Source organism: Roseateles sp. FW301-B2 (assembly GCF_058788955.1).
In genome coordinates, this window is record NZ_JBYTBE010000044.1 from 13046 (window position 1) to 38578 (window position 25533).

Consider the following 25533-nt stretch of genomic DNA (forward strand, 5'->3'; position numbering starts at 1 on the left):
GCGATCAATGCTCTTCGGTATGCGGGTCGCGCAGGCTGCGCCAGAGCAGCACCGGCAGGATGGAGGTGAAGACGATCACTTCCTTGAAGGCGCTGGCCCAGAAGGAGCTGAAGGATTCCAGCAGGCCCACCAGCACCGCACCCAGCGCGGCGCCGGGATAGCTGGAGAGGCCTGCGAACACGGCGGCGACGAAGCCCTTCAGGCCGATCAGGAAGCCGCTGTCGTAGAAGATCGTCGTGGTGGGGCTGATCAGCAGCCCGGAGAGCGCACCGATGAAGGCCGCCATGGTGAAGGACAGCCGCCCCGCCGCGGTGCTGGAGATGCCCATCAGGCGCGCTCCCAATCGGTTCACCGCGGTGGCGCGCAGCGCCTTGCCATAGAGGCTGCGCTCGAAGAACAGCCACAGCATCAGGATCAGCGCGATCGAGGCCAGGATGATGATGAGGGTCTGGCCCGAGAGCATCAGCGGGCCGGCGTTGAAGCTGGCATCCCAGAAGCTCGGATTGCGCGAACCCTCGGCACCGAAGAACACCAGGCCCAGGCCGGTGAGCGCAAAGTGCACGCCCACCGAGACGATCAGCAACACCAGCACCGAGGCATCCGCCAGCGACTGGTAGGCCAGGCGGTAGACCAGGCCGCCCATGGGCGTGACGATGGCCAGGGTCAGCAGCGCCTGCAACACCAGGGGCAGTTTTTGCGGCGCTGCCCAGAGCGCCAGCAGGCCGATCAACAGCGCCGGCGCGGCCGACTTGAGCGCCACTGCCGCGGCACGCGGCAGGGCCTGCCCGGCACGCCAGCCGGCTGCCAGATCCATCAGCGCAACCAGGGCGCCCATCGCGATCAGGAAATGCACGGTCAGCGGGGTCTGGCCCAGTTGCAGACCCGCCATGGTGAGCGCCCCGAAGGCGACGAATTCGCCCTGCGGAATGAAGATCACGCGGGTGACCGCGAACACCAGCACGGTAGCCAGCGCCAGCAAGGCGTAAATGGCCCCGTTGGTCACGCCATCCAGCATCAGGATGCTTGCTATCGAGAAGTCCATGAGCCCACTCTAAACAAAATGCCTCCAAGCACCCCTGGTACAGGGCCGCATTGACAAAGCGCAAATTTCCCAGCCGACCGGTCGGTCGAAATTGATTTGGGGTAAACGCCGGCAGACTACCCCAGGGCGGGGCCCGGTTCTGACGCGAGGCTGACGGCCGGCAAATGTCGCCCGGCCGGCCTATGTCCGACTGACTCGCTCAGGCTTGTGGCGCGAGTCACACGACTAGACTGTGCCGATGCCCGACAAGACCCCCTCCCTTCAGATCGATGGCGCACTGGCGCGCATCACCCTCAGACGCAGCCATGTGGCCAACCGCCTCGAACTGCTGGACCTGCAGACCCTCGGCGCGCAGCTGCGCGAGGTGAATGCAAACGCCGCCGTGCGCGTGCTGCTGCTGCAGGCCGAGGGCAAGCATTTCTGCAGCGGCTTCAATATCGACGCTATGGAAGCAGTTCCAGGCGTGGATGCCGGGGCTTTGTTCGAGGCCCTCACCAACGCCTGGGAGAACGCCCGGCCGGTGACGGTGGCGGCAATCCAAGGCGGGGTCTACGGCGGCGCCACCGACCTGGCCCTGGCCTGCGACTTCCGCCTGGGCGTGCCCAGCTGCGAGATGTTCGTGCCGGCCGCGCGCCTGGGCCTGCACTTCTACCGCGGCGGCTTGGAGCGTTACGTGAATCGCCTCGGCGTGGGCGTGGCCAAGCGCGTGCTGCTGGCCTGCGAAACCCTGGATGCCCGGGCCATGAGGGACTGCGGTTTTCTGGACCAGCTCTTGCCCGACCGCAGCGCCCTGCAGGCCGCGACCGAGGAACTTTGCACGCGCCTGGCCGGCTATGCGCCACTGGCCCTGGCGGCCATGAAGCTGCACTTGAACGCGATCGCCAGCGGCCGGCTGGACGTCGACCAACTGCGCTCCGACATCGCCGTTTCCAACGCCTCGCAGGACCTTGCCGAGGGCGTGCGCGCCTGGCAGGAAAAACGCGCACCACAGTTCCGTGGGTTTTGACCAACCGGATTGCCCCCAATCATGGGGAGCCGGCAATGGTGGAAAATAGAGGTTTGGACGTGTGCGTGGCCCAGATAGAGGAAAATCGGGGCTGACGCCAACCGTCTGGCATCAATACTCTCACTCTACTCAGGACCAGCGTGGCCAAGGACAGTACCAAAACCACCATCGAAGCCGATGGTTTGCGCTACCGATCAAAAGCACCCGGCTCGCCCTTTGCGGCGACCTCTTCCTTCGGCGCGGCCACCATGTCGTGCTTCCTCTGCGGCAAGCACCGCCCGCGCGCGATGCTCAAGTCCAAGAAGCTGCTGGGCAAGTCGCAGCCCGTCTGCGCCCCGTCTTGCAAGGAACTGGAAGAGCAGCTGAGCAAGAAGCCCTGAGGAGCTGGAGCCCCCTCAGCTCTGCCTGAAGCAGCGCCCGCAAACCGCACGGTAGCGGGCGTTGCCGCCGATCTCCACCTGCGCGCCTTCGGTGATCTTGCGGTTGTTGGCATCCACCCGCATATTCATCGTCGCCTTGCGACCGCAGTCGCAAATCGTCTTCATCTCATCCATCTCGTCCGCCAGGGCCAGCAACGTGGCCGATCCGGGGAACAGCTCGCCCTGGAAATCGGTGCGCAGCCCATAGCAGATGGCCGGCAGATTGCGCAGATGCGCGATCTCGTGCAAGGCCCAGACCTGGGCCTTGGTGAGGAACTGCGCCTCGTCCACCAGGATGCAGGCAATGCCCGGCTGCTCGCCCAGCAGAGCCTGGAAATCCGTCGTCGCATCGAACACCTCCGCATGGCGCTGTGGCCCCAGGCGTGAGGTAACCACGCCATGCCCATAGCGATCGTCGACCTGGGCCGTGAAGATGCGCACGCTGTGGCCACGCTCCTCGTAGTTGTGCGCCACCTGTAGCAAGGCGGTGGACTTGCCGGCATTCATGGCGGCATAGCGGAAAAACAGTTTGGCCATCTTGGATTCGGTGCGTGGAATGAGTGCGCCGGTTCAGCCGGCCTTCTTGCGCGCCGCGCCCGCCGGGCGCTGCACAAAGGCCTGGCGCGCCTGCAGTTGCTGCTCGAACTGGCGCGCGATATTGCCGCAGACCAGATCGCAGAGCGCATAGACCGAGGGGTCCGCGATGCGATAGAAGACGCTGGTGCCGCGCCCCTCGCGGCTGACGAAGCCCTGCTTGGTGAGCAGGTTCAGGTGGCGCGACACGTTCGCGGCCGTGCACTCGCAGGCCGTCGCCAGGTCACCCACATTGCGTTCGCCGCCGCGCAGCAGGTTGAGGATGCGCAAGCGCGTGGGCTCGGACAGCACCTGAAAGTAGCTGGCCACCTGGTCCAGTGCCTCGGGGGGCAGGTCTTGCATGGAACGCTTGCTCGGCTCGTGGATAAAGGCGCCATGATGCCTCAGTCCGCGCTCGGCGATGGCAGGCGTCCGCCCCTGGCCCGCAACATGCTTGTGGTTTATCGCATGACCCCCGGGCAAGCGAGATGGCGCTGTCACAAGCGGAGCGCCTAATATGAGCCGAGAGGGAAGCAAGCGACCATCAACCGAGGCCGGCCGCACACAAGGCGGAACGGGCTCGAACCAGACAGCCACCACAATGAGCAAAGACACCTACACCAGCGTCAGCGAAGACGGCCTGCGCTATGAGTCGAAGTTGGGGGGATCACCGTTTCTGGGCAGCGGCCACACCCGCTCCTGCTTCAAGTGCGGCAAGCACCGCCCACCCACCAGCCTGCAGTCCAAGCGCATCCTGGGCCGCACCGAGGTGGTCTGCAAACCCGGTTGCGCCACGGGTAAATAGCGCGCATCTACGACGACGCGGCCACTGTCGCGGCCCAGCTCAATGGGGTGAGATTTGCCAGGGCTGGCGCGGCATGGGCACAATGCCGCCTTTCCTGCTCACAAAGCCGCCAGCCGGCGCCATCCATGTCGTCTCCCAATCCGCAGCCCGCCGCGCCGGTCGATCAGAGCCCGGCCGCCTGCGCCGCCCAGCTCAAGCAACTGTTCCCTGCCTTGTTCAGCGGCGGCGCCAAGCCGCTGAAGCTGCGCATCCAAGCCGACATCCAGGAGCGGGCGCCCGGCGTCTTCACCAAGCAGATGCTGTCGGCCTTTTTGCGCCGCTATACCGGTGGCACCGGCTACCTGATCGCGCTCAGCAAGGCCCAGCATCGTTTTGACCTCGATGGCCAGCCGGCCGGTGAGCTGAGCCAGGAACACCGCGATGCGGCCGTGCAGGAGCTGGCGCGCCGCCGCAATCTGACCGAGACACGCCGCGCCGAGGAAGAACAGCAGCAGCGCCAGCGCGCCCAGCTCCTGCACGATTTCTCGCGCACCACGCTGACGCCGGCCAACTTCTGTGCCCTCAAGGGCATAGCCCTGGAGGCGCTGGAACCCCTGCTGGAGCAGGCGCGTGAGGAAGAGCAGGCTCGCCGCGCGGCCCCGCCACCGGCGCGCCGGCCGGACCCGCGTGGCCAGCGCCCGGGCGGCCCCTCGGGCCGTGATGATCGCCATGGCCGGCCGGCACCGCGCCGGGCCGATCAGCGCCCGCCCAAGGCCAAGCCCGAGGCGCAGTAACTCAGCGCTGGGTCCAGATCACCCCGGCCACGATCAGCACCATGCCGATCACCGACACCGGGCCGGGGAACTCCGCAAACAAGGGCATGGCCATCAGGGCCGCCAGCACGGGGGCCAGCGCGCCACCCGTGGCCGCTCGCTGAGCGCCCAGGCGCGCGATCGCGTAGGAATAGCACAGGGTGGACGCCAGCCCCACGCCGAGGCCCTGGATGGCACCGTGCAGCAGCATGTCGTGTCCCGACATGCTCAGCAGGCCCAGCGGCGGATGCAGCAGCAACCAGGGTGCCAGCAGCAGCAGCGACACGCAGGAGATCAGCGCAGCCGCTTCGACGGGCGCCAGCTGAGCGCGGCGCAGCACCAGCGTGTAGTTGGCCCACATCAGACTGCCCAGCAGAAACAGGGCATAGCCCTGGGCGAGATCACCTTGGCCGTGATTGAAGGCCAGCAAGCAGGCCACGCCCGCGGCAATCATGGCCAGCGGCGCTGGCTTGGACAACGCGGCCCGACCAACGCGCAGGGCGTTGAGCAGCGCCACGAACAGAGGAATGGTGCCGGGGATCAGGGTGCTGCCGTCCAGCACCGGCGCATGCTTCATGCCCCAGCCGGCGATCAAGAAGTAGGGCAGCCCGGCGCCGGCCACGATGCTCAGCCAGGCCGACCACGGCAGAGCGGCAAAGCGGCGCCAGCGCATCCACAGCACCGGCGCGAACACCAGGCCGGCTGGCAGGAAACGCACCAACGCCAGTTCGGCCGGCGCCAGCTGCGCGCGCGCACCGGCGCGCAGCGAGACAAAGAAGCCGGCCCAGATCAACACCGTGATGCCCAGGGCGATCCAGCCCGCGGTATCGCGGCGCTCGCGACCAAAGCTGGCACTCATGCCGGCGGTGGCGGGGATGGGGCGGGGAATTATCTGCATGTGCGCCTAGGGTTACTACCAGCACGCATTTTCGCGAGCAAGCTCGAGCCGAATCGACCAGCTTTCCCACATTACCGCTTCGTTTGCGCGCGAATTCACCAATGACTGCGAGAATCAGGCGTTTTTCGTCCAAGGAGCCCCGCTGTGGATCGCATCGATGTGCAAATGCTCGAGTTGTTGCAGGCCGAAGGCCGGCTCAGCATCGCCGAGTTGGCCGAGCGCGTGGCGCTCTCGCCCACGCCCTGCGCGCGGCGCCTCAAGCGCCTGGAGGAAGGCGGCTACATCGCCGGCTACCGCGCTGTGCTGGACCGCCAGCGTCTGCAGCTCGCCACCACCGTGTTCGTGAACGTGCGCCTGATGCACCATCGCGAGGACGCGGTGCGCCTGTTCGAGGCCGCCATGCAGGCGATGAGCGAGGTGGTGGCCTGCCATGTGGTGTCGGGTGCACATGACTATCTGCTTGAGGTCGTGGTACGCGACCTACCCGACTACGAACAGAGCGTACGCAAGCTGCAAGCCCATCCCATGGTGCAGGACATCACCAGCAACTTCGCCATCCGCAGCGTCAAGAGCGGCGCACCGCTGCCGCTCAAATCGCTGTGAGTCGCGCCCTCTGCCCGCGCTGCGAGCGCCCGCTGCGCGTCTGCCTGTGCGAACTGGTGCAGCCGGTGTCGAATCAGGTGCGGGTGCTGATCCTGCAGCACCCCTCGGAGCAGCGGCAGGCCAAGGGCACCGCGCGCCTGCTGTCGTTGTCCTTGCAGCATTGCGAGCTGCGCGTGGGCGAGCAGTTCGCGCCCGATCCAGATACAGACGGGCGCTACAGCCTGCTGCTGTACCCGAGCAGCCCCACCGACCCCATATTGCCCGCCACCCCAGCAGCGGACTTCGCGCGGCTGAACCAGCTGGCTCAACTGCAGCTGATCGTGCTGGACGGCACCTGGCGCAAGAGCCGCAGGCTGCTCTATCAAAACCCCTGGTTGCAGGCCTTGCCACGGCTGTCGCTACAGAGCCTACCAGCACCGGCCTACCGCATCCGGCGCGCACATGCCGAGCATCAGCTCTCCACGCTGGAGGCCGTGGCCTGTGCCCTGCAGCAACTCGAGGGCAGGCCGGCGCACTGGCAGCCGCTTTGGCAGAGCTTTGAGACCTTCATCGCGCGCGAACTGGAACGGCAGCCCCAATGAGCGCTACAGTCCGCGATCGAAAAATGCTTGGCAACCGAACCACATGCGCGCATTGATCAGCCCCCGCAGCACCGACGTGCGTGCCTGGGTCACGCCCGAGGACCTGAACGTGGCGCCCGAGTTGCTCGGCAAGCCGCTGGCCACGCCGGCCAAGCGGGCGATGGCGATGCTCATCGACCTGCTGCTGATCTCGCTGACATCCAATCTTGGCAATATCTGGTGGCTATGTGCCACCGGCGTCGGTGGCTTGCTTTGGCTGCGCCGCAAGCCCGAGAAGCCACGCCGGATCGGCTGGGCTATCGTCGCCGTGATGCTGGCGCTGGGGGCGCAGCAGACTTGGCAAGACCTGACCCGTGAACCGCGCGCCGCCCGACCGCATGCGGCTGCGGAGTCGGCGAGCACGGGTGACGAGGCAGACAGCAAGGACCGGCGCATCGCCGAACTGGAAGCCAAGCTCGCCAAGGAACGCGCCAAGCAGCCGCTGGACTTGCGCGGCCAGATCAAGCACTGGATCGATGAAATCGGGCTCAGCTACGGCTGGGCCTTGCTGTACTTCACATTGCTGCCGGTGGCCTGGCCCGGCCAGACGGCTGGCAAGCGCCTGCTCGGATTGCGCGTGGTCGAGTTGACCGGCAAACCGCTGACGCTGATGACCTGCTTCAAGCGCTACGGCGGCTACGCCGCCGGCATGGCCACCGGCTTCATGGGTTTTGTGCAGATCTTCTGGGACAGCAACTGCCAGACCATCGAAGACAAGACGGCCCACACCGTGGTGATCGATCTGCGCAATCCCGCGCGCCTGGCGGTGCATGAGCCCGCCAAGGATGAGGTCACGAGCGCCTGAAACGAAAAAGCCGCTAGGAGCTAGCGGCTTTTGACTTGGTTGCGGGGGCAGGATTTGAACCTACGACCTTTGGGTTATGAGCCCAACGAGCTACCAGACTGCTCCACCCCGCGACTGAAGCTAGCAGTATAGCGCACTATTGCGAGTTCTGTCAGATCCCTGCGGCCTCGAGCGAAGAAAGAAAGCGCGGCGCGTCCTGGAAGCCAATCACGCGCACGCCCTGCAGTTCCTCGCCGGCCGGACTGAAGAAGATGGTGCCCGGCGGGCCGAAGAGCTTGAAGCGTTTGAGCAGTTCGCGATCCGCCGTCGAATTGGCGGTGACATCGGCCTTCAAAAGTACCGCCTTGGCAAGGCGTTGCTGCACCGCGGGTTCGCTGAAGGTGAAGCGCTCCATCTCCTTGCAGGACTTGCACCAGTCGGCATAGAAATCCAGCATCACCGGCCTGCCGGCGGTCTTGAGGATCTGGTCCAGCTCGGCCACGTCGCGAACAAGCTTGAACGGCAACTCCGCCGACGTGGCCGCAGCGGCCGGGCCCGAACTGTTCTTTAGCGTCGACGCCTGCGCCAGATTCACGCCACTCAGCGGCTTGAACGGATCGGTGCCTCCCGCGGCGGCCCCCACCCATTGCAGCAGGCCAAAGGCCAGCGCCGCGAACGCGAGGGTCTTGCGCAGCCAGGCACGCGGACCAGCACTGACATGCCAGGGCTTGAAGAGACCCAGGGCCAGCGAGCTGCCGACCAGCAGGGCACCCACTAGGGCTTGGTGAAGGGCGTCGGGCAGGACGGGCTGCACGGTCCAGAGCGCTACCGCCAACAGCAACATGCCGAAGAAATGCTTCACGCCGTCCATCCAAGGGCCCGCGCGCGGCAGCAAGGTGCCCGCAGACAGCCCCAGCAGCAGCAGCGGCACGCTCATGCCGTTGGCCATCGCGTAGAGGGCCGAACCGCCCAGCACCACGTCCTGACTCTTGCTGAGGTAGAGCAAGGCGCTGGCGAGCACGCCCGTGACGCAAGGGCTCACCAGAATCGCCGACACCGCCCCCATCAGGAACACCGCCACGAAGCGACCGCCCTCGAGCTTTTGCGTGGTGTCGTTGAGCTTGTTGGCAAAACGGCTGGGCAGTTGCAACTCGTAGGCGCCGAACATCGACAGCGCGAACAGCACCAGCGCCAGGCCGAAGACGATCAGTACCGGCGTGGACTGGAAATAGGCCGCCAGGCCCTCCCCCGCCAAGCCTGCCGCGATGCCCAGGGCGGTGTAGACCAGGGCCATGCCTTGGGAATACGCCAGCGCCAGTGCGAAGCCACGGCCGCGCGAGACCTTGCCGCCGCCGCCGACGATGATGGAGGCGAGGATGGGCACCATGGGCAATACGCAGGGCGTAAGCGACAGGCCGACGCCGCCAATGAAGAACAGGCCCACCACAAGCCAGAAACGGCCGGACTGCAGCACCTCGTCGAGGCGGCTGGCCGGCTTGTCACCCGAACCGGCCAGCGTCGACTTGGCCCCCGTGCCCATGGCAGGCGACAGCCCGCCGCTTTCGTCAGCAGCCCCAAAGCTGCCAAAGCCTTCGGCCGCAGGCAGCAGGCTCGCCGAGCCATCGCCACCGAACTGCTTGAGCTTCAACGCGACGGGGCGTGTCATCGGCGGGTAGCACAGGCCCTTGTCGGCGCAACCCTGGCCGGTCACGCGCAGCTCAAGACTTGGCGCCCCCTGCTCGAACGCAACGCGCACTTTGAGGCCATCGCGGTAGACCTCCACTTCCTTCTGGAAGGTCTCGTCGTACTTCTTCTTGCCATCGGGAATGCTCACGGCGCCCAGTTGCCCGACGCCCTGCAGTTCGAACTTGAACTGGTCGCGGTACATGTAATACCCGGGCGCAATGACGAAGCTGACTTCGGCACTGCGTTCATCCAGTGTGCGCACGGCCAGCTTGAAGGCTTGTTCGGGCTCGAGGAAATCATCGGCATGCGCGGCAATACCGGATGCCAGGCCGAGCAGCACGAAGAAAAATAGGCGACGCAGGATGGACATGAAGATCAACAGGATGTGAGCTCGAACGCGGGCCTACGGCATGCCCGCTCGAGCGAAGCGCGCAGCTTAGCGCCATTCAAGCGCGGCTGCCTTAGGTCTTACGGCAGACCTTGCTGCAGACGAAAAAAAGGCCAGCTGGTGCTGGCCTTTCTCGATGCGCGATGCAGAAGAACTTATTCTGCAGCGGCTTCCACGGTGGCTTCGGCCACTTCGGGACGATCCACCAGCTCGACAAAAGCCATCGGAGCGTTATCGCCGACGCGGAAACCCATCTTCAGGATGCGGGTGTAGCCGCCCGGACGGGTGTTGTAACGCGGGCCCAGCTCGTTGAACAGCTTGGTGACGATCTCGCGGTCGCGCAGGCGGGCAAATGCCAGACGGCGGTTCGCCACGGTAGCCACCTTGGCCAGCGTGATGAGAGGCTCGACGACGCGACGCAGTTCCTTGGCCTTGGGGACCGTGGTCTTGATGGCTTCGTGACGCAGCAGCGACACAGCCATATTGCGCAGCATGGCGGCGCGGTGCTCGCTGGTACGGTTGAGCTTACGGAGTCCGTTACGGTGACGCATGGTGCTGTCCTTTCAATAAATAATCGCCGGCAGCCGTATCAGGTACTGCCGGGTGCACCGGCTGGGGTTGGTCAGCGCCCCAGCCACTTTCAAACTTCTTATTAACGCTTGTCCAAGCCTTGCGGCGGCCAGTTTTCCAGGCGGGCGCCCAGTGTCAGGCCACGCGAGGCCAGCACTTCCTTGATTTCGTTGAGCGACTTGCGACCCAGATTCGGGGTCTTCAGCAGCTCGGTCTCGGTGCGCTGGATCAGGTCGCCGATGTAGTAGATGTTTTCGGCCTTCAAGCAGTTGGCCGAACGCACCGTCAGCTCGAGCTCGTCGACCGGGCGCAGCAGGATCGGATCGAAGCTGCTGGAACGCTGGGCCGGCTGGTCGAAGGCGTCGACCAGGTCGGTGCCTTGCAACTGTGCGAACACGGCGAGCTGTTCAACCAGGATCTTGGCCGAAGCACGGATCGCTTCCTCGGGCGAAATCGCGCCGTTGGTTTCGATTTCCATGACCAGCTTGTCCAGATCGGTACGCTGCTCAACGCGGGCGTTTTCGACGGCGTAGCTGACGCGACGCACGGGCGAGAACGAAGCGTCCAGGACGATGCGGCCAATGCTCTTGGTCGGCTCGTCGCCATAACGGCGCATCGTGCCGGGCACATAGCCGCGGCCCTTCTCGACCTTGATCTGCATGTCCAGCTTGCCGCCTTGCGACAGATGGGCAATCACGTGGTCCGGATTGATGATCTCGACGTCGTGCGGAGTCTGGATGTCAGCAGCCGTCACCGGGCCTTCACCTTCCTTGCGCAGGACCAGGGTCACTTCCTCACGGTTGTGCAGACGGAACACCACACCCTTGAGGTTGAGCATGATGTGAACGACATCTTCTTGCACGCCATCGATGGCCGAGTACTCGTGGAGCACCCCAGCGATCGTGACTTCCGTCGGCGCATAACCCACCATCGAGGACAGCAGCACACGGCGCAGGGCATTGCCCAGGGTGTGGCCATAGCCGCGTTCGAACGGCTCCAGGGTGACCTTGGCGCGGTGACCGCCCAGGGGCTCCACATTGATGGATTTGGGTTTGAGCAGATTGGTTTGCATGAGGTCTTTCTTTCAATACCCTCGGTTCGTTACACCGATAAGGCTGATGGACCAACCGGGTGCAGGCCAGCAATAGCCAGACCCGGACGAGGAACAGCCGAGCAGGCCCCTCAGGAGCCGCTCGGCAGACACGGGTCGATTAGCGCGAGTACAACTCAACGATCAGCGATTCGTTGATTTCGGCACCGAATTCATCACGGTCCGGAGCCTTCTTGAACACGCCTTCCAGCTTGGTGCCGTCCACGGCAACCCAGGCCGGCAGGCCGATCGAATCAGCCAGCTTGAATGCGTCGATGATGCGCAGCTGCTTCTTGGCCTTTTCACGCACGGCGACCACGTCACCGGCCTTAACCAGGTAGGAAGCGATGTTCACGACTTCACCGTTCACGGTGATGCCCTTGTGCGAGACCAGCTGACGTGCTTCAGCGCGCGTCGAGCCGAAGCCCATGCGGTAGACGACGTTGTCCAGGCGCGATTCCAGCAGGGTCAACAGGTTCACGCCGGTCGAGCCCTTGCGGCGCTCGGCCTCAGCGAAGTAGCGGCGGAACTGACGCTCCAGCACGCCATACATGCGCTTGACCTTCTGCTTTTCACGCAGTTGCAGACCGAAGTCCGAGGTGCGCTGGCCGGAAGTGCGACCATGTTGACCAGGCTTGGAATCAAACTTGGCCTTGTCGCTGATGGCGCGGCGGGCGCTCTTCAGGAACAGGTCGGTGCCTTCACGGCGGGAAAGTTTGGCCTTGGGGCCGAGATAACGTGCCACTTTGCGTGTCCTTGTTCAATCTGACGCAGGTCTGCCGCAGGAAGCAGCTGAACTTGCGCGAGTCCGGCCAGTGTTTTTCTAGGCTCGAACGGTGGTCTTAGGAGGCTTGCGAGACATCCGGGGGATGCGTCATGGGCCTCAGCAAAACAGCCGGCGCGGCACTTGCGTGCCCGCCGGCGCGGGGGTCAAAACCGCGATTATCGCACTAAAGACGAAGTCTTAGATGCGACGACGCTTCTGCGGACGGCAGCCGTTGTGCGGCACCGGCGTCACGTCGGAAATCGAGTTGATACGGATGCCGAGCGCAGCCAGGGCACGAACCGACGATTCACGGCCAGGGCCGGGGCCCTTGATCTTGACGTCGAGGTTCTTGATGCCTTGTTCTTGAGCAGCGCGGCCCGCCACCTCAGCAGCCACCTGGGCAGCGAAGGGCGTCGACTTGCGCGAACCCTTGAAACCCTGACCACCCGACGAAGCCCAGGACAGGGCGCCGCCTTGACGGTCGGTGATGGTGATGATGGTGTTGTTGAACGAAGCGTGGACGTGCGCAATGCCGTCGGCAACGTTCTTGCGAACCTTCTTGCGAACGCGCTGGGCAGCCGAGTTATTGGGTGCTTTTGCCATGATGAGCTTTCTTCAGTGGGGCCGCGCGTTACTTCTTGCCGGTAGCGGCGGACTTACGCGGACCCTTGCGGGTACGGGCGTTCGTACGCGTACGCTGACCGCGCATCGGCAGGCCACGGCGGTGACGGAAGCCGCGGTAGCAGCCCAGATCCATCAGACGCTTGATGTTGATCGACATCTCACGGCGCAGATCGCCTTCGATGGTCATGCGGCCCACTTCGTCACGGATCTTTTCCAGATCAGCGTCGGTGAGGTCCTTGACCTTCTTGTCGAACGGAATGCCGCAAGTGGTGCAGATCTTCTGTGCGGTCGTACGGCCAATGCCGTAGATCGAAGTCAGACCGATCTCAGTGTGCTTTTGCGGCGGAATGTTGATACCAGCAATACGTGCCATGTGCGTCCTCTAATTCGCTCGTGTCGTGCAGCAATCAGCCTTGGCGCTGCTTGTGGCGCGGATCGGTACAGATCACACGCACCACGCCCTTGCGACGGATGATCTTGCAATTGCGGCACATCTTCTTGACGGATGCCGAAACTTTCATGGTCTGCTCCTTGACCTACTCATTAACGCTCAAACAGCGTGCCCGGGGAAACCTTAGCTCACTTCGCCCGGAACACGATGCGAGCACGACTCAAATCGTACGGCGTCAGTTCTACCGTCACTTTGTCGCCAGGCAGGATGCGTATGTAGTGCATACGCATCTTGCCGGAGATGTGACCGAGAACGACATGACCGTTCTCCAACTTCACTCGAAACGTAGCGTTGGGGAGGTTCTCCAGAATCTCACCCTGCATCTGTATGACGTCGTCTTTCGCCATGCCTACGCTTCTTGCTCTGTTGGTCTAATTCACCTTCAGGTCGGCCTTTCAGCCAGCCTTGAAATTTGCCTTCTTCAGCAGCGACTCGTACTGCTGACTCATCACGTAAGACTGAACCTGGGCCCAGAAGTCCATGGTGACCACGACGATGATCAACAGGGACGTGCCACCGAAGTAGAACGGAACGTTGTACTTCAGCGTCAGGAACTCAGGCAGCAGGCACACACCAGTGATGTAGATGGCGCCAGCCATGGTCAAACGCGACAGGATCTTGTCGATGTGCTTGGCAGTCTGCTCACCGGGACGAATCCCGGGGATGAAGGCGCCGCTCTTCTTCAGGTTGTCTGCGGTCTCACGGCTGTTGAACACCAGCGCCGTGTAGAAGAAGCAGAAGAACACAATCGCAGCAGCGTAGAGCAGCACGTAGATCGGCTGACCCGGACGCAGCATGTCAGCGATGTCCTTCAACCAGCGCATGCTGTCACCCGTGGCAAACCAGCTCACCAGCGTGGTCGGCAACAGGATGATCGACGATGCGAAGATCGGCGGAATCACACCCGACATGTTCAGCTTGAGCGGCAGGTGCGAAGACTGACCACCGTAAACCTTGTTGCCCACCTGGCGCTTGGCGTAGTTCACCAAGATCTTGCGCTGACCGCGCTCGACAAACACCACCAGATAAGTCACGGCCACGATGATGGCAGCCACGATGAGGAAGGACACAGGGCCCATCGCACCGGTACGCACCAACTCCAGCAAGCCACCAATCGCGCCGGGCAGACCCGCGGCAATACCGCCGAAGATCAGGATCGAGATCCCGTTGCCCAGACCGCGCTCAGTGATCTGCTCGCCCAACCACATCAGGAACATCGTGCCGGCCACCAGGCTCGTCACCGCGGTGAGGCGGAAACCAAAACCAGGCGCAATCACCAAGCCTGGCGAGCTTTCCAGCGCGAGCGCAATGCTCAGCGATTGGAAAATGGCCAAGCCCAGCGTGCCGTAACGCGTGTACTGCGTGATCTTGCGACGCCCTGCTTCGCCTTCCTTCTTCAGCGACTCCAGCTGCGGCAGCACATACGTCATCAGCTGGATGACGATGGAAGCCGAGATGTAGGGCGTGATGCCCAGCGCGAAGACGGTGAAGCGCGACAGCGCACCGCCCGAGAACATGTTGAACAGGCTCAGGATGCCACCCTCCTGACCCTTGAAGAACTGCTGCAGCTGCGCCGGATCGATACCGGGCACGGGGATATGCGCCCCGAGTCGGTACACCACCAGCGCCAGCAGCAGGAACACAAGCCGGCGACGCAAGTCGCCGAACTTGCCGCTCTTGGCCAGTTGGTTTGCGTTGGTAGCCACTCGCCTGATCCCTTGCCGCCTTAGGCGACCGAGCCGCCAGCGGCTTCGATGGCAGCCTTGGCACCGGCCGTCGCAGCCACGCCCTTGAGCGCGACCTTGCGGCTGATGGCGCCGGACAGGATGACCTTGACGTTCTTGGCCAGCTCGGGCACGAGACCCACAGCCTTGAGCGTCAGCACGTCGATTTCATCACCGGCCAGGCCTTGCAGATCGCTCAGCGTGATTTCGGCATTGAAGGGACGAGCCAGCGACTTGAAGCCACGCTTCGGCAGACGACGCTGCAGAGGCATTTGGCCGCCTTCGAAGCCGACCTTGTGGTAGCCACCGGCGCGCGACTTTTGACCCTTATGGCCACGGCCGGCAGTCTTGCCCAGACCCGAGCCAATGCCACGGCCCACGCGACGCTTGGCGTGCTTGGCGCCAGCGGCAGGCTTGATGGTATTGAGTTGCATCTTGTTGTCCTTAGTCCGTGACGTGCTTAGAGCACTTGCACGAGGTAGGCGATCTTGTTGATCATGCCGCGAACCGCGGGCGTGTCTTCCAACACGCTGGTGCTGTTCATCTTGCGCAGGCCGAGACCAGCCACGGTGGCGCGATGCGAGGCACGCGTACCGATGGGGCTGCGAACCAGCTTGACCGTCAGAGTTTTCTTGTCAGACATGTGTCTCTCCAGTGCAGCGATCAGCCGACGATGTCTTCGACCGACTTGCCGCGCTTGGCTGCCACTTCGGCGGCCGTGGTGGAGCGCTTGAGGGCGTCCAGGGTGGCGCGAACCATGTTGTACGGGTTGGTCGAACCGTGGCTCTTGGTCACGATGTCGGTCACGCCCATCACTTCGAACACAGCGCGCATCGGGCCACCAGCGATCACGCCGGTACCGACCTTGGCCGGGATCATCATCACACGTGCAGCACCGTGCTCGCCGTTCACGCTGTGGTGAATGGTGCCGTTGCGCAGGTTGATCTTGACCATATTGCGGCGTGCCGACTCCATGGCCTTCTGCACGGCGACCGGAACTTCCTTCGCCTTGCCCTTGCCCATGCCGATACGGCCGTCGCCGTCACCCACCACCGTCAGTGCCGCGAAAGACAGCGTACGGCCGCCCTTCACCACCTTGGTGACGCGGTTGACCGCGATCATCTTTTCCTTCAGGCCGTCGTCATTGCCTTCAGTCTGCGCACGTGCTTGAAACTTTGCCATTTCGAATTCCTTTATGCGTCAGAACTGCAGGCCGGCTTCGCGAGCAGCTTCGGCCAGAGCCTTGACACGACCGTGGTAGGCAAAGCCCGCGCGGTCGAAAGCCACCTTCTCGATGCCAGCAGCCTTCGCCTTTTCGGCGATACGCTTGCCGATCAGGGTCGCAGCTGCGACGTTGCCACCCTTGCCATCGGCGCCCAGCTGAGCGCGGACTTCCTTCTCGGCAGTCGAGGCGCTGGCCAGCACTTGGGAACCGTCGTCGGAGATGACGCTGGCGTAGATGTGCAGGTTGGAGCGGAACACCGTCAGGCGAGCCACACGTTGCACGGCGATACGTGCACGGGTTTGACGCGAGCGACGGATGCGCTGTTCTTTTTTGGTCAACATGGCGCTGCTCCTTACTTCTTCTTGGTCTCTTTGAGGGAGACCTTCTCGTCGGAATAGCGGATGCCCTTGCCCTTATAAGGCTCGGGAGGACGGATCGCGCGAACTTCAGCAGCGATCTGGCCCACCACTTGGCGGTCCGCACCCTTGATCAGGATTTCGGTCTGGGTCGGGCACTCAACCTTGATGCCAGCCGGCATGTCCTTCACCACGGGGTGAGAGAAACCGATTTGCAGGTTCAGCTTCTGACCTTGAGCCTGGGCACGATAGCCCACGCCGACCAGGTTCAGCTTGCGCTCGAAGCCCTTGCTCACACCGCTGACCATATTGGCCACCAGGGCGCGCATCGTGCCGCTCAGCGCATCGGCATCGGCCGACTCGTTCACCGGAGTGAAGGTCAGCTTGCCAGCGTCGTTCTTCACGCTCACCAGAGCATTGGCCGGACGAACCAGCGTGCCCAGGGAGCCCTTCACGCTGATCTGCTCAGCGGTGATCGTCACGTCCACACCTTGCGGGACGGCGACCGGCATTTTTCCTACGCGGGACATTGTCTGTCTCTCCTTGCGCTTAGGCGACGTAGCAGAGCACTTCGCCGCCGATACCGGCTTGACGTGCCTTGCGGTCAGTCATCACACCCTTCGGCGTGGTGACAATCGCCACACCCAGGCCATTCATGACCTGAGGAATATCGTGGCGGCCCTTGTAGATGCGCAGGCCGGGACGGCTCACGCGCTCGATGCGCTCGATCACCGGACGGCCGGCGTAATACTTCAGCGCGATCTCCAGCTCCGGGCGGGCTGCGTCGCCGCGCACCGCGAAACCGTCGATATAGCCTTCGTCCTTCAGGACCTTGGCGATCGCAACCTTCAGCTTCGAGGAAGGCATCACGACACTGACCTTCTCAACGCTCTGGGCGTTGCGAATGCGGGTCAGCATATCGGCGATAGGATCACTCATGCTCATACGAAATCTCCTAAACCTGCCGATTACCAGCTGGCCTTGACGACACCGGGGATGTCGCCCTTGAAGGCCAGCTCACGAATCTTGTTACGGGCCAGGCCGAACTTGCGGAAGGTACCGCGCGGACGACCGGTCAACTCGCAGCGATTACGCAGGCGAGTCGGGTATGCATTGCGGGGCAGCTTCTGCAGCTCGAGGCGAGCGGCGTAACGCTCTTCATCCGACTTCTTGGCGTCGTTGATGATGGCCTTCAGGTCCGCGTACTTCTTGGCAAACTTGGCGACGAGTTGTTCGCGCTTCAGTTCACGTTGTTTGATCGAAGTTTTAGCCACAGATCACCTCAGTTCTTGAACGGGAAGCGGAAGGCGCCGAGCAGGGCCTTGGCTTCATCATCCGTCTTGGCAGTCGTCGTGATGCTGATGTTCAGACCACGCAGAGCATCCACCTTGTCGTATTCGATTTCGGGGAAGATGATCTGTTCTTTGACGCCGATGTTGTAGTTGCCGCGACCGTCAAACGAACGACCCGAGATACCGCGGAAGTCACGAACGCGCGGCAGCGCGATCGTCACGAAACGGTCCAGGAATTCGTACATCTGAACGCCACGCAGGGTGACCATGCAGCCGATAGGCACGCCGTCACGAATCTTGAAGCCGGCGATAGCCTTCTTCGACTTCGTGATCACGGGCTTCTGGCCGGCAATCTTGGTCAGGTCGCTCACGGCGTGGTCCATGACCTTCTTGTCGGCGACCGCCTCGCTCACACCCATATTGAGCGTGATCTTGGTGATGCGCGGCACTTCCATGATCGACTTGTAGCCAAACTTCTCAACGAGGCCTGGCACAACTTTTTCGCGATAAAACGCTTGCAAACGAGCCATGTCGGACCTCTTAAGCCTTGATCTCTTCGCCGGTCGACTTGTAAACGCGCACCTTCTTGCCGTCGGCGAGGAGCTTGATGCCCACGCGATCGGCCTTGCCGGATGCAGCGTTGAAAATCGCCACGTTGGATTGATGGATGGGCATCGTCTTGTCGACCACGCCGCCGGTGGTGCCCTTCATGGGGTTGGGCTTGACGTGCTTCTTGACGATATTGACGCCGTCCACCACGAGGTGTGCGTCATCGACACGCTGCGACACAGTGCCGCGCTTGCCCTTATCGCGGCCGGTCAACACGATGACCTCGTCGCCTTTACGAATCTTGTTCATGGCAATACCTTTGACTTGACGATGCTTAGAGCACCTCAGGTGCCAGCGACACGATCTTCATGAAGCGCTCGGTACGCAGTTCACGCGTCACGGGGCCAAAGATACGGGTGCCGATCGGCTCCAGCTTGGCGTTCAGCAGCACGGCGGCATTGCCGTCGAACTTGACCAAAGAGCCGTCTTGGCGACGCACGCCCTTGGCAGTGCGCACGACCACAGCACTGTAGACCTCGCCCTTTTTGACGCGGCCACGCGGCGCAGCTTCTTTGATGCTGACCTTGATGATGTCGCCAATGCCGGCATAACGACGCTTGGACCCGCCAAGCACCTTGATGCACATGACGGACTTGGCGCCAGTGTTGTCCGCGACGTCAAGTCGCGATTGCATTTGAATCATGTCTGTCCCCAACTTTTCCCGTATCCACCGATGCGACCATTCGCAGCGAATTCAACGGTCAGTCTTGGGCCCGTAGCCCGTTCGCTTCCCGCTTGGCTGTTTAGCCTTCGCTTGAAGCGCCCGGTGGTTGAGGGCGAACCCGAGGCCATAACGCACCACAAGATGCGCCTGACGTTCGGCGAAGCATTGGATTGTGCACTAGATGGCTTCCGCGTGTCAAGCGGTGCCGCACAAATACTGGAGGTGCCGCCTCAGCCGAGACGGCGCCTCGTCGACGGCAGCGCTCAGGCGGCCTTGGCTTGCGCCAGCATAGTGCCGGCGTCGCTGACCTCGAACTTGCCTGGGCCTTCGATATTGAGCGTCTTTACCACCCCGTCCACCACCAACATGGAGTAGCGCTGCGAGCGCAGGCCCATGCCCTTGGCCGTCAGGTCCAGCGTCAAGCCCGTCGCCTTGGTGAAGTCCGCGCTGCCGTCGGCCATCATGCGCACCTTGCCGGCGGTCTTCTGGTCGCGGCCCCAGGCCCCCATCACGAACGCGTCGTTGACTGAGATGCACCAGATCTCATCGACGCCGGCGGCGCGCAGCGCCTCGGCCTGCTGGACATAGCCCGGCACATGCTGGGCCGAACAGGTAGGGGTGTAGGCGCCAGGCAGTGCGAAGATGGCAATCTTCTTGCCGGCCGTCAGGGCATCGATCTCGAAGGTGTTGGGGCCCAAGGAGCAGCCGTTGCCTTCAACTTCCATGAATTCCTGCAGCTTGCCCGAGGGCAGGCGGTCACCAATCTTCAACATGTCTCGCTCCTTCTGTATGAACGACGCCCAGCACATCCGCCAGGGACATGGCTGGGCGCCAATGAAAAACGGCCGGACGCCAGTATTCCAGCGTTCCGACCGTTTGTGTGAGCCGCGGCGTTGAAAACCCCGCAACGCACAGGCACAAGGCCTGCTTAGACTGCTTCTGCCTTTTCAACCAGGCGGGTCACGACCCAGCTCTTGGTCTTGGACAGGGGGCGGCCTTCAGCGATCTCGACCACGTCGCCCATCTTGTACTCGCCCTTTTCGTCGTGGGCGTGGTACTTGCGGGAACGGGCCACGATCTTGCCGTAGAGCTCGTGCTTGGCGCGACGCTCGACCAGGACCGTGACGGTCTTGGCGCGCTTGTCGCTCACCACGCGACCAACCAGGGTGCGCGTGTTCTTTTCTTGAGCTTGCGTCATTACACGGCTCCCTTCTTCTTCTCGGCCAAGACGGTCTTGACGCGAGCGATGTCGCGACGGGTCTTGCCCAGCACCGAGTGATTCGTCAGCTGTTGGGTCGCCTTTTGCATGCGCAGGCCGAAATGGGCCTTGAGCAGGTCGGTCACTTCCTTTTCCAAGGCAGCGACGTCCTTGCCACGCAGTTCAGATGCTTTCATGGTGTTCTCCAATCAGGCGCCGACCATGCGCGCGACGAAGGTGCAACGCAGGGGCAGCTTTGCAGCAGCCAGCGTGAACGCTTCGCGAGCCAGGGCTTCCGGCACACCGTTGATCTCATAGAGCACCTTGCCAGGCTGAATTTCAGCGACGTAGTACTCAGGGTTGCCCTTGCCGTTACCCATCCGGACTTCGGCAGGCTTTTGCGAGATCGGCTTGTCCGGGAAGATGCGGATGAAGATACGACCACCGCGCTTGATGTGGCGCGAAATCGCACGACGTGCAGCTTCGATCTGGCGAGCCGTCAGACGGCCGCGCTCGGTGGCCTTCAGGCCGAAGTCACCGAAGGACACGGCAGCACCACGGGTGGCAACACCAGTGTTACGACCCTTTTGCTCTTTGCGGTATTTGCGACGAGCAGGTTGCAGCATGCTTATTCTCCTTTGGCCTCACCGGCAGCGGGGGCCTTGCGGACCACACGCTTTGCGGCGGGCTTGGCTGCGTCGCCAGCGGCGGCGTCAGCGGGCTTATCTGCACCATCACGCGGGCCACGGTCGCTGCCGGGACGGCCACGGCCGCTCGGAGCACCCGGACGGGCGTTACGACGAGGACGACGGTCGTCTTCAGCGCCCGGAGGCGTGTTGATCACCGGTGCCTCACCATTGGCAAGGCGGTCACCGCGGTAGACCCACACCTTCACGCCGATCACGCCATACGTCGTCTTGGCTTCGGAGAAGCCGTAGTCGATGTCAGCCTTCAGGGTGTGCAGAGGCACGCGGCCTTCGCGATACCACTCGGTACGAGCGATTTCAATGCCGTTCAGGCGGCCGGCGGACATGATCTTGATGCCCTGGGCGCCCAGACGCATCGCGTTCTGCATCGCGCGCTTCATGGCGCGGCGGAACATGATGCGCTTTTCCAGCTGCTGGGTGATCGAGTCGGCGATCAGCTGAGCATCGATTTCAGGCTTGCGCACTTCTTCGATGTTCACTGCCACCGGCACGCCCAGACGCTTGGTCAGTTCGGCCTTCAGGTTTTCGATGTCCTCGCCCTTCTTGCCGATCACCACGCCCGGACGTGCCGAGAAGATGGTGATACGGGCGTTCTTCGCGGGGCGCTCGATCAGAATGCGCGACACGGCAGCATTCTTCAGCTTGGCCTTCAGGTATTCGCGAACGCGCAGATCTTCGGCCAGCATGGTGGCGAAGTTCTGGTTCGACGCATACCAGCGCGAAGCCCAGTTACGGGTGACGGGCAGGCGGAAGCCGGTCGGATGTATTTTCTGTCCCATAGTCTTCCTTCAGCCTTCAGTTGCCGACCGACACGAAGATGTGGCACGTGGGCTTGCTGATGCGGTTGCCACGGCCTTTGGCGCGGGCAGAGAAACGCTTCAGCGTGGCACCTTGTTCCACATAGATCGAGGTGACCTTCAGTTCATCAATATCAGCGCCGTCGTTGTGCTCGGCGTTGGCGATGGCGCTTTCCAGTGCCTTCTTGATGATCAGGGCCGCCTTCTTCTGGGTGAATTCCAGGATGTTCAGCGCATGGTCCACCTTCTTGCCGCGGATCAGGTCCGCCACCAGGCGGCCCTTGTCACACGAGAGGCGAACGCCACGAACGATTGCTTTGGTTTCCATCGTTGGCATCCTTACTTCTTCCCGGCCTTCTTGTCGGCCGGATGGCCTTTGAAGGTACGGGTCAGTGCGAATTCACCCAGCTTGTGGCCGACCATCTGGTCAGACACATAGACCGGCACGTGCTGCTTGCCGTTGTGCACAGCGATCGTCAGACCGATGAACTCGGGCAGGATCGTCGAGCGGCGCGACCAGGTCTTGATGGGCTTCTTGTCCTTGTTGGCAACTGCCTTGTCGACCTTGGCCAACAGGTGAGCGTCAACGAACGGGCCCTTCTTCAGTGAACGAGTCATGGCCTACCCCTTACTTCTTGCGACGCGAAACGATGAACGTCTGCGTGCGCTTGTTGTTACGAGTGCGGTAGCCCTTCGTGAGGGTGTTCCACGGCGACACAGGGGCTTGACCCTCACCGGTACGGCCTTCACCACCACCGTGCGGGTGGTCCACCGGGTTCATGGCGGTACCACGAACGGTCGGGCGGATACCCTTCCAACGGATCGCACCCGCCTTGCCGTACTGGCGCAGGCTGTGCTCTTCGTTGCTCACCTCGCCAATCGTGGCGCGGCAGTCGATGTGGATCTTGCGCACTTCACCCGAGCGCATGCGCACTTGAGCGTAGGTGCCTTCACGCGCCATCAGCACAGCGGAAGTGCCGGCCGAGCGAGCGATCTGGGCGCCCTTGCCAGGCAGCATCTCGATGCAGTGGATCGTCGAACCCACCGGGATGTTCCGAATCGGCAGCGTGTTGCCGGCCTTGATCGGGGCTTCCGCGCCGCTCAAGATCGTCGAACCCACTTCCAGACCACGCGGAGCGATGATGTAGCGACGCTCGCCGTCGGCATAGCACACCAGAGCGATGTGGGCCGTACGGTTGGGGTCGTACTCGATGCGCTCGACCTTGGCCGGGATCGCGTCCTTGTTGCGACGGAAGTCCACCACGCGGTAGTGGTGCTTGTGACCACCGCCCTTGTGGCGAATCGTGATGTGACCGTTGTTGTTACGGCCAGAATTTTGCTTTTGGGGTTCCAGCAGCGAAGCTTCCGGAGCGCCCTTGTGCAGGTGCTTGTGCACCACCTTCACCACGGCACGGCGGCCAGGCGAGGTCGGCTTGACTTTAACGACGGCCATTACGCAGCCTCCCCGGAGAAGTTGAGCTCTTGGCCCGCCTTCAGAGCGACATACGCCTTCTTGACGTGGTCGCGACGGCCGGCACGGCCGCCGAAGCGCTTGGCCTTGCCCTTCACGTTCACCACGTTCACCGACTCAACTTCGACCTTGAACATCAGTTCAACGGCGGCCTTGATTTCGGGCTTGGTGGCGTCGCGCAGGACCTTGAACAACACTTGGTTGTGCTTCTCAGCAACCGCCGTGGCCTTTTCGGACACGATGGGAGCCAGCAGCACCGAGGCCAGACGGCCTTCAGAATATTTCACGGCGCTCATGCCAGCATCTCCTTGAGTTGCTCCACTGCGGCCTTGGTGACCAGCACTTTCTTGTAGTGCACCAGGGACAGCGGGTCGGCGTAACGCGGCTCAACAACCAGCACATTGGCCAGGTTGCGCGAAGCCAGCGCCAGGTTGTCGTCCACGACGTCCGAGATCAGCAGCACCGAGTCCAGGCCCATGGCCTTGAACTTGGCAGCCAGCAGCTTGGTCTTGGGGGCTTCGATCGCGATCGAATCCACCACGGCCAGGCGACCTTCGCGAGCCAGCTGCGAGAGGATGGCGGCCATACCGGCGCGGTACATCTTCTTGTTCAGCTTGTGCGAGAAGTTCTCGTCGGGCATGTTCGGGAAGATCCGACCGCCCCCACGCCACAACGGCGACGAAGTCATACCGGCACGTGCGCGGCCCGTACCCTTTTGGCGGAACGGCTTCTTCGTCGAGTGATGAACTTGTTCGCGGTCCTTCTGGGCGCGGGTGCCTTGACGGGCGTTGGCCTGGAAGGCCACGACCACCTGGTGCACCAGGGCTTCGTTGTAATCGCGAGCAAACACGGTATCAGGAGCGTCCACCTTGGAGGTGGCCTGACCTTGCTCATTCAGGAGCTCGAGCTGCATCAGTTGGCCCCTTTCTTGAGCTTGACCTTGACAGCGGGACGCACGACCACGTGGCCGTTCTTGGCGCCCGGCACCGCACCGCGGACCAGCAGCAGTTGACGAGCTTCGTCAACGCGCACGATGTCCAGGTTTTGGATCGTCTTCGTCACGTCGCCCAGGTGACCCGACATCTTCTTGCCGGGAAACACGCGACCAGGATCTTGCGCCATCGAGATCGAGCCAGGCACGTTGTGCGAACGGCTGTTACCGTGCGACGCGCGCTGCGAACTGAAGTTGTGACGCTTGATGGTGCCTTCGAAGCCCTTACCGATGGAAGTGCCTTGCACGTCGACCAACTGACCTGCGGCGAACAGGGTCACGGGCACTTGTGCGCCGGCCTTGTACTCAGCAGCCACATCGGCGGCAACACGGAATTCCTTCAGGACTTCACCAGCCTCGACACCCGCCTTGGCGAGGTGGCCAGCTTCCGGCTTGGTGACGCGCGATGCCTTGCGCGTACCGAACGCCACTTGAATGGCGCTGTAGCCGTCGGTCTCTTCGGTCTTGACCTGGGTCACGCGGTTGTTGGACACGTCCAGCACCGTCACAGGGATGGCGTCGCCATCGTCCGTGAAGATGCGCATCATGCCCACCTTGCGGCCCAGCAATCCGAGACGATTGCTTAGACTCATGGTTTTTCTCCAGCCCTCTTCGGCCTACGCCTCGAGAGCCATTTACACACACCCGACATCGATTGGTCGGGCTGACCAAGTGCACCATCGACCACCGGCCCGCATTTGCATGCAAGCCCGTTTTGATGATGCGCCGAAACCGCGCAAGCAAATGCTTACGCGGAAAAGCTGGCGAGTATAGCGTGAACCCTAGCTTGACCGCAAGCGCCGTCATCGCCGGGTCACGAAAAAGGGGCAATCTTACGATCGCCCCTTCTCTCGCCTCCTAAGGCGGCAAGCCGCCTCAGTCAGTGATGCTGCGTTTTACTGCAGCTTGATTTCGACGTCGACGCCGGCCGGCAGGTCGAGCTTCATCAGAGCGTCGACGGTCTTGTCGGTGGGGTCAACGATGTCCATCAGACGCTGGTGCGTACGGATTTCGAACTGGTCGCGCGAGGTCTTGTTGACGTGCGGCGAACGCAGAATGTCGAAACGCTCGAAGCGCGTCGGCAGGGGCACGGGGCCCTTGACGATGGCGCCGGTACGCTTGGCGGTCTCAACGATTTCCAGAGCCGATTGGTCGATCAGCTTGTAATCGAAGGCCTTCAGACGGATGCGGATCTTTTGCTTTTGCATGACGATTCCTTCAAAGAACGTGTGGCGCGACGCTTGGGTCTATGCCACGTTTGGTGTGGGCCCGGCGCGCAAGCACACCGGGCCGGTCACGCAAAAGATTTACTCGAGGATGGTGGCAACCACACCCGAGCCGACGGTACGGCCACCTTCGCGGATAGCGAAGCGCAGACCGGTT

At 62.8% G+C, this 25533-nt stretch carries 43 protein-coding genes and 1 tRNA gene; 7 read left to right on the plus strand and 37 right to left on the minus strand.

What is annotated here, in order from left to right; all coding sequences use genetic code 11:
- Nucleotides 1-4: 4 nt before the first annotated feature.
- Nucleotides 5-1042 carry a branched-chain amino acid ABC transporter permease gene (locus AC3WQY_RS21990; protein ID WP_285235134.1) on the minus strand — a complete coding sequence of 346 codons (1038 nt, stop codon included), beginning with the start codon at nucleotides 1040-1042 and terminating at the stop codon, nucleotides 5-7.
- 238 nt (nucleotides 1043-1280) lie between these two features.
- Here AC3WQY_RS21990 and AC3WQY_RS21995 point away from each other — a divergent pair, with 238 nt between their 5' ends.
- Together AC3WQY_RS21995 and AC3WQY_RS22000 are read left to right on the plus strand one after the other, a co-directional pair.
- Nucleotides 1281-2048 carry an enoyl-CoA hydratase/isomerase family protein gene (locus AC3WQY_RS21995; RefSeq protein WP_285235133.1) on the plus strand — a complete coding sequence of 256 codons (768 nt, stop codon included), beginning with the start codon at nucleotides 1281-1283 and terminating at the stop codon, nucleotides 2046-2048.
- Nucleotides 2049-2188: 140 nt separating this feature from the next.
- Complete coding sequence (locus AC3WQY_RS22000; protein ID WP_285235132.1) at nucleotides 2189-2428, plus strand: hypothetical protein; 240 nt, start codon at nucleotides 2189-2191, stop codon at nucleotides 2426-2428.
- Nucleotides 2429-2443: 15 nt separating this feature from the next.
- On the opposite strand, the gene AC3WQY_RS22005 is transcribed toward AC3WQY_RS22000, so the two are convergent.
- Both AC3WQY_RS22005 and AC3WQY_RS22010 read right to left on the minus strand, forming a co-directional pair.
- On the minus strand, nucleotides 2444-3004 hold the full coding sequence (locus tag AC3WQY_RS22005; RefSeq protein ID WP_285235131.1) for a thymidine kinase: 561 nt from the start codon (nucleotides 3002-3004) through the stop codon (nucleotides 2444-2446).
- Nucleotides 3005-3037: 33 nt separating this feature from the next.
- Nucleotides 3038-3403 carry an ArsR/SmtB family transcription factor gene (locus tag AC3WQY_RS22010; RefSeq protein ID WP_285235130.1) on the minus strand — a complete coding sequence of 122 codons (366 nt, stop codon included), beginning with the start codon at nucleotides 3401-3403 and terminating at the stop codon, nucleotides 3038-3040.
- A 238-nt stretch (nucleotides 3404-3641) separates the two neighbouring features.
- On the opposite strand from AC3WQY_RS22010, the gene AC3WQY_RS22015 reads away from it, so the two are divergent.
- Together AC3WQY_RS22015 and AC3WQY_RS22020 are read left to right on the plus strand one after the other, a co-directional pair.
- Complete coding sequence (locus AC3WQY_RS22015) at nucleotides 3642-3845, plus strand: hypothetical protein (protein ID WP_285235129.1); 204 nt, start codon at nucleotides 3642-3644, stop codon at nucleotides 3843-3845.
- Nucleotides 3846-3970: 125 nt separating this feature from the next.
- Complete coding sequence (locus AC3WQY_RS22020; RefSeq protein WP_285235128.1) at nucleotides 3971-4618, plus strand: ProQ/FINO family protein; 648 nt, start codon at nucleotides 3971-3973, stop codon at nucleotides 4616-4618.
- 1 nt (nucleotide 4619) lies between these two features.
- Here the strand turns inward: AC3WQY_RS22020 and AC3WQY_RS22025 are convergent, their stop codons facing one another.
- Nucleotides 4620-5534 carry a DMT family transporter gene (locus tag AC3WQY_RS22025; RefSeq protein WP_285235127.1) on the minus strand — a complete coding sequence of 305 codons (915 nt, stop codon included), beginning with the start codon at nucleotides 5532-5534 and terminating at the stop codon, nucleotides 4620-4622.
- A 144-nt stretch (nucleotides 5535-5678) separates the two neighbouring features.
- Between AC3WQY_RS22025 and AC3WQY_RS22030 the strand changes: the two genes are divergently transcribed.
- From AC3WQY_RS22030 to AC3WQY_RS22040, 3 genes are read left to right on the plus strand one after another with little or no spacing between them, the layout of a single operon-like run.
- On the plus strand, nucleotides 5679-6137 hold the full coding sequence (locus AC3WQY_RS22030) for an Lrp/AsnC family transcriptional regulator (RefSeq protein WP_285235126.1): 459 nt from the start codon (nucleotides 5679-5681) through the stop codon (nucleotides 6135-6137).
- On the plus strand, nucleotides 6134-6718 hold the full coding sequence (locus tag AC3WQY_RS22035; RefSeq protein WP_285235125.1) for a tRNA-uridine aminocarboxypropyltransferase: 585 nt from the start codon (nucleotides 6134-6136) through the stop codon (nucleotides 6716-6718). The genes AC3WQY_RS22030 and AC3WQY_RS22035 overlap by 4 nt, the downstream gene beginning before the upstream one ends.
- A gap of 52 nt (nucleotides 6719-6770) precedes the next feature.
- The gene (locus tag AC3WQY_RS22040; protein WP_492710701.1) at nucleotides 6771-7562 is read left to right on the plus strand and encodes an RDD family protein; all 792 of its coding nucleotides are present in this window, start codon (nucleotides 6771-6773) and stop codon (nucleotides 7560-7562) included.
- A 36-nt stretch (nucleotides 7563-7598) separates the two neighbouring features.
- Here the strand turns inward: AC3WQY_RS22040 and AC3WQY_RS22045 are convergent.
- The 33 genes from AC3WQY_RS22045 to AC3WQY_RS22205 form a co-directional block, all read right to left on the minus strand.
- Nucleotides 7599-7675: transfer RNA gene (locus AC3WQY_RS22045), tRNA-Met, on the minus strand.
- A gap of 38 nt (nucleotides 7676-7713) precedes the next feature.
- Nucleotides 7714-9567, minus strand: coding sequence for a protein-disulfide reductase DsbD (gene dsbD / locus AC3WQY_RS22050; protein WP_492710702.1), 1854 nt, complete (start codon nucleotides 9565-9567; stop codon nucleotides 7714-7716).
- Nucleotides 9568-9770: 203 nt separating this feature from the next.
- Nucleotides 9771-10166 (minus strand): 50S ribosomal protein L17, encoded by a 396-nt coding sequence (gene rplQ / locus AC3WQY_RS22055; protein WP_285235122.1) that lies wholly within the window; start codon nucleotides 10164-10166, stop codon nucleotides 9771-9773.
- Nucleotides 10167-10267: 101 nt separating this feature from the next.
- The gene (locus AC3WQY_RS22060) at nucleotides 10268-11257 is read right to left on the minus strand and encodes a DNA-directed RNA polymerase subunit alpha (protein WP_285235121.1); all 990 of its coding nucleotides are present in this window, start codon (nucleotides 11255-11257) and stop codon (nucleotides 10268-10270) included.
- A gap of 139 nt (nucleotides 11258-11396) precedes the next feature.
- Nucleotides 11397-12020 (minus strand): 30S ribosomal protein S4, encoded by a 624-nt coding sequence (gene rpsD, locus AC3WQY_RS22065; protein WP_285235120.1) that lies wholly within the window; start codon nucleotides 12018-12020, stop codon nucleotides 11397-11399.
- A 219-nt stretch (nucleotides 12021-12239) separates the two neighbouring features.
- Nucleotides 12240-12644 carry a 30S ribosomal protein S11 gene (gene rpsK / locus AC3WQY_RS22070; RefSeq protein ID WP_056194196.1) on the minus strand — a complete coding sequence of 135 codons (405 nt, stop codon included), beginning with the start codon at nucleotides 12642-12644 and terminating at the stop codon, nucleotides 12240-12242.
- A gap of 28 nt (nucleotides 12645-12672) precedes the next feature.
- Entirely contained in the window at nucleotides 12673-13038 is a 366-nt protein-coding gene (rpsM, locus tag AC3WQY_RS22075) for a 30S ribosomal protein S13 (protein WP_124448784.1), read from the minus strand.
- Between the two features lie 34 nt (nucleotides 13039-13072).
- On the minus strand, nucleotides 13073-13186 hold the full coding sequence (rpmJ, locus tag AC3WQY_RS22080) for a 50S ribosomal protein L36 (RefSeq protein ID WP_035036301.1): 114 nt from the start codon (nucleotides 13184-13186) through the stop codon (nucleotides 13073-13075).
- A gap of 58 nt (nucleotides 13187-13244) precedes the next feature.
- Nucleotides 13245-13463, minus strand: coding sequence for a translation initiation factor IF-1 (infA, locus tag AC3WQY_RS22085; RefSeq protein ID WP_009855680.1), 219 nt, complete (start codon nucleotides 13461-13463; stop codon nucleotides 13245-13247).
- A gap of 48 nt (nucleotides 13464-13511) precedes the next feature.
- The gene (gene secY / locus AC3WQY_RS22090) at nucleotides 13512-14822 is read right to left on the minus strand and encodes a preprotein translocase subunit SecY (RefSeq protein WP_285235119.1); all 1311 of its coding nucleotides are present in this window, start codon (nucleotides 14820-14822) and stop codon (nucleotides 13512-13514) included.
- A 20-nt stretch (nucleotides 14823-14842) separates the two neighbouring features.
- The gene (gene rplO, locus AC3WQY_RS22095; protein ID WP_285235118.1) at nucleotides 14843-15274 is read right to left on the minus strand and encodes a 50S ribosomal protein L15; all 432 of its coding nucleotides are present in this window, start codon (nucleotides 15272-15274) and stop codon (nucleotides 14843-14845) included.
- 26 nt (nucleotides 15275-15300) lie between these two features.
- The gene (gene rpmD / locus AC3WQY_RS22100) at nucleotides 15301-15483 is read right to left on the minus strand and encodes a 50S ribosomal protein L30 (protein WP_285235117.1); all 183 of its coding nucleotides are present in this window, start codon (nucleotides 15481-15483) and stop codon (nucleotides 15301-15303) included.
- Nucleotides 15484-15503: 20 nt separating this feature from the next.
- Nucleotides 15504-16022: a 30S ribosomal protein S5 gene (gene rpsE, locus AC3WQY_RS22105; RefSeq protein ID WP_285235116.1), complete on the minus strand. Its 519-nt coding sequence runs from the start codon at nucleotides 16020-16022 to the stop codon at nucleotides 15504-15506.
- An 18-nt stretch (nucleotides 16023-16040) separates the two neighbouring features.
- Nucleotides 16041-16406, minus strand: coding sequence for a 50S ribosomal protein L18 (rplR, locus tag AC3WQY_RS22110; protein WP_285235115.1), 366 nt, complete (start codon nucleotides 16404-16406; stop codon nucleotides 16041-16043).
- A gap of 11 nt (nucleotides 16407-16417) precedes the next feature.
- On the minus strand, nucleotides 16418-16951 hold the full coding sequence (gene rplF, locus AC3WQY_RS22115) for a 50S ribosomal protein L6 (protein ID WP_285235114.1): 534 nt from the start codon (nucleotides 16949-16951) through the stop codon (nucleotides 16418-16420).
- A 19-nt stretch (nucleotides 16952-16970) separates the two neighbouring features.
- Nucleotides 16971-17366 carry a 30S ribosomal protein S8 gene (rpsH, locus tag AC3WQY_RS22120; protein ID WP_285235113.1) on the minus strand — a complete coding sequence of 132 codons (396 nt, stop codon included), beginning with the start codon at nucleotides 17364-17366 and terminating at the stop codon, nucleotides 16971-16973.
- Between the two features lie 23 nt (nucleotides 17367-17389).
- The gene (gene rpsN, locus AC3WQY_RS22125; protein ID WP_285235112.1) at nucleotides 17390-17695 is read right to left on the minus strand and encodes a 30S ribosomal protein S14; all 306 of its coding nucleotides are present in this window, start codon (nucleotides 17693-17695) and stop codon (nucleotides 17390-17392) included.
- Nucleotides 17696-17703: 8 nt separating this feature from the next.
- A complete protein-coding gene (rplE, locus tag AC3WQY_RS22130) occupies nucleotides 17704-18243 on the minus strand; it encodes a 50S ribosomal protein L5 (protein WP_285235111.1) in 540 nt (179 codons plus the stop codon).
- Between the two features lie 10 nt (nucleotides 18244-18253).
- Entirely contained in the window at nucleotides 18254-18571 is a 318-nt protein-coding gene (gene rplX / locus AC3WQY_RS22135; protein ID WP_285235110.1) for a 50S ribosomal protein L24, read from the minus strand.
- A 25-nt stretch (nucleotides 18572-18596) separates the two neighbouring features.
- Nucleotides 18597-18965, minus strand: a complete 369-nt coding sequence (gene rplN, locus AC3WQY_RS22140) for a 50S ribosomal protein L14 (protein WP_088286487.1) — start codon at nucleotides 18963-18965, stop codon at nucleotides 18597-18599.
- 284 nt (nucleotides 18966-19249) lie between these two features.
- The gene (locus AC3WQY_RS22145; protein ID WP_285235109.1) at nucleotides 19250-19759 is read right to left on the minus strand and encodes a peroxiredoxin; all 510 of its coding nucleotides are present in this window, start codon (nucleotides 19757-19759) and stop codon (nucleotides 19250-19252) included.
- 155 nt (nucleotides 19760-19914) lie between these two features.
- Complete coding sequence (gene rpsQ, locus AC3WQY_RS22150; protein WP_285235108.1) at nucleotides 19915-20184, minus strand: 30S ribosomal protein S17; 270 nt, start codon at nucleotides 20182-20184, stop codon at nucleotides 19915-19917.
- Nucleotides 20184-20381, minus strand: coding sequence for a 50S ribosomal protein L29 (gene rpmC, locus AC3WQY_RS22155; RefSeq protein ID WP_282824718.1), 198 nt, complete (start codon nucleotides 20379-20381; stop codon nucleotides 20184-20186). Before rpmC ends, rpsQ begins: the two co-directional genes overlap by 1 nt.
- Before the next feature lie 12 nt (nucleotides 20382-20393).
- Nucleotides 20394-20810 (minus strand): 50S ribosomal protein L16, encoded by a 417-nt coding sequence (gene rplP / locus AC3WQY_RS22160; protein ID WP_285235107.1) that lies wholly within the window; start codon nucleotides 20808-20810, stop codon nucleotides 20394-20396.
- A 2-nt stretch (nucleotides 20811-20812) separates the two neighbouring features.
- Nucleotides 20813-21670, minus strand: coding sequence for a 30S ribosomal protein S3 (gene rpsC / locus AC3WQY_RS22165; RefSeq protein WP_285235106.1), 858 nt, complete (start codon nucleotides 21668-21670; stop codon nucleotides 20813-20815).
- Nucleotides 21671-21686: 16 nt separating this feature from the next.
- The gene (rplV, locus tag AC3WQY_RS22170; protein ID WP_285235567.1) at nucleotides 21687-22016 is read right to left on the minus strand and encodes a 50S ribosomal protein L22; all 330 of its coding nucleotides are present in this window, start codon (nucleotides 22014-22016) and stop codon (nucleotides 21687-21689) included.
- A gap of 11 nt (nucleotides 22017-22027) precedes the next feature.
- Nucleotides 22028-22306, minus strand: a complete 279-nt coding sequence (rpsS, locus tag AC3WQY_RS22175) for a 30S ribosomal protein S19 (RefSeq protein WP_195795806.1) — start codon at nucleotides 22304-22306, stop codon at nucleotides 22028-22030.
- Between the two features lie 10 nt (nucleotides 22307-22316).
- Nucleotides 22317-23141, minus strand: coding sequence for a 50S ribosomal protein L2 (gene rplB, locus AC3WQY_RS22180; protein ID WP_285235105.1), 825 nt, complete (start codon nucleotides 23139-23141; stop codon nucleotides 22317-22319).
- Complete coding sequence (rplW, locus tag AC3WQY_RS22185; protein WP_285235104.1) at nucleotides 23141-23455, minus strand: 50S ribosomal protein L23; 315 nt, start codon at nucleotides 23453-23455, stop codon at nucleotides 23141-23143. The genes rplB and rplW overlap by 1 nt, the downstream gene beginning before the upstream one ends.
- Nucleotides 23452-24072, minus strand: a complete 621-nt coding sequence (rplD, locus tag AC3WQY_RS22190) for a 50S ribosomal protein L4 (protein ID WP_285235103.1) — start codon at nucleotides 24070-24072, stop codon at nucleotides 23452-23454. Before rplD ends, rplW begins: the two co-directional genes overlap by 4 nt.
- Complete coding sequence (rplC, locus tag AC3WQY_RS22195; RefSeq protein ID WP_285235102.1) at nucleotides 24072-24743, minus strand: 50S ribosomal protein L3; 672 nt, start codon at nucleotides 24741-24743, stop codon at nucleotides 24072-24074. The genes rplD and rplC overlap by 1 nt, the downstream gene beginning before the upstream one ends.
- Before the next feature lie 303 nt (nucleotides 24744-25046).
- Nucleotides 25047-25358: a 30S ribosomal protein S10 gene (gene rpsJ, locus AC3WQY_RS22200; RefSeq protein WP_285235101.1), complete on the minus strand. Its 312-nt coding sequence runs from the start codon at nucleotides 25356-25358 to the stop codon at nucleotides 25047-25049.
- Between the two features lie 99 nt (nucleotides 25359-25457).
- Nucleotides 25458-25533: EF-Tu C-terminal domain-related protein (locus AC3WQY_RS22205; protein ID WP_492710707.1), on the minus strand; the 76-nt coding region annotated here is incomplete at its 5' end.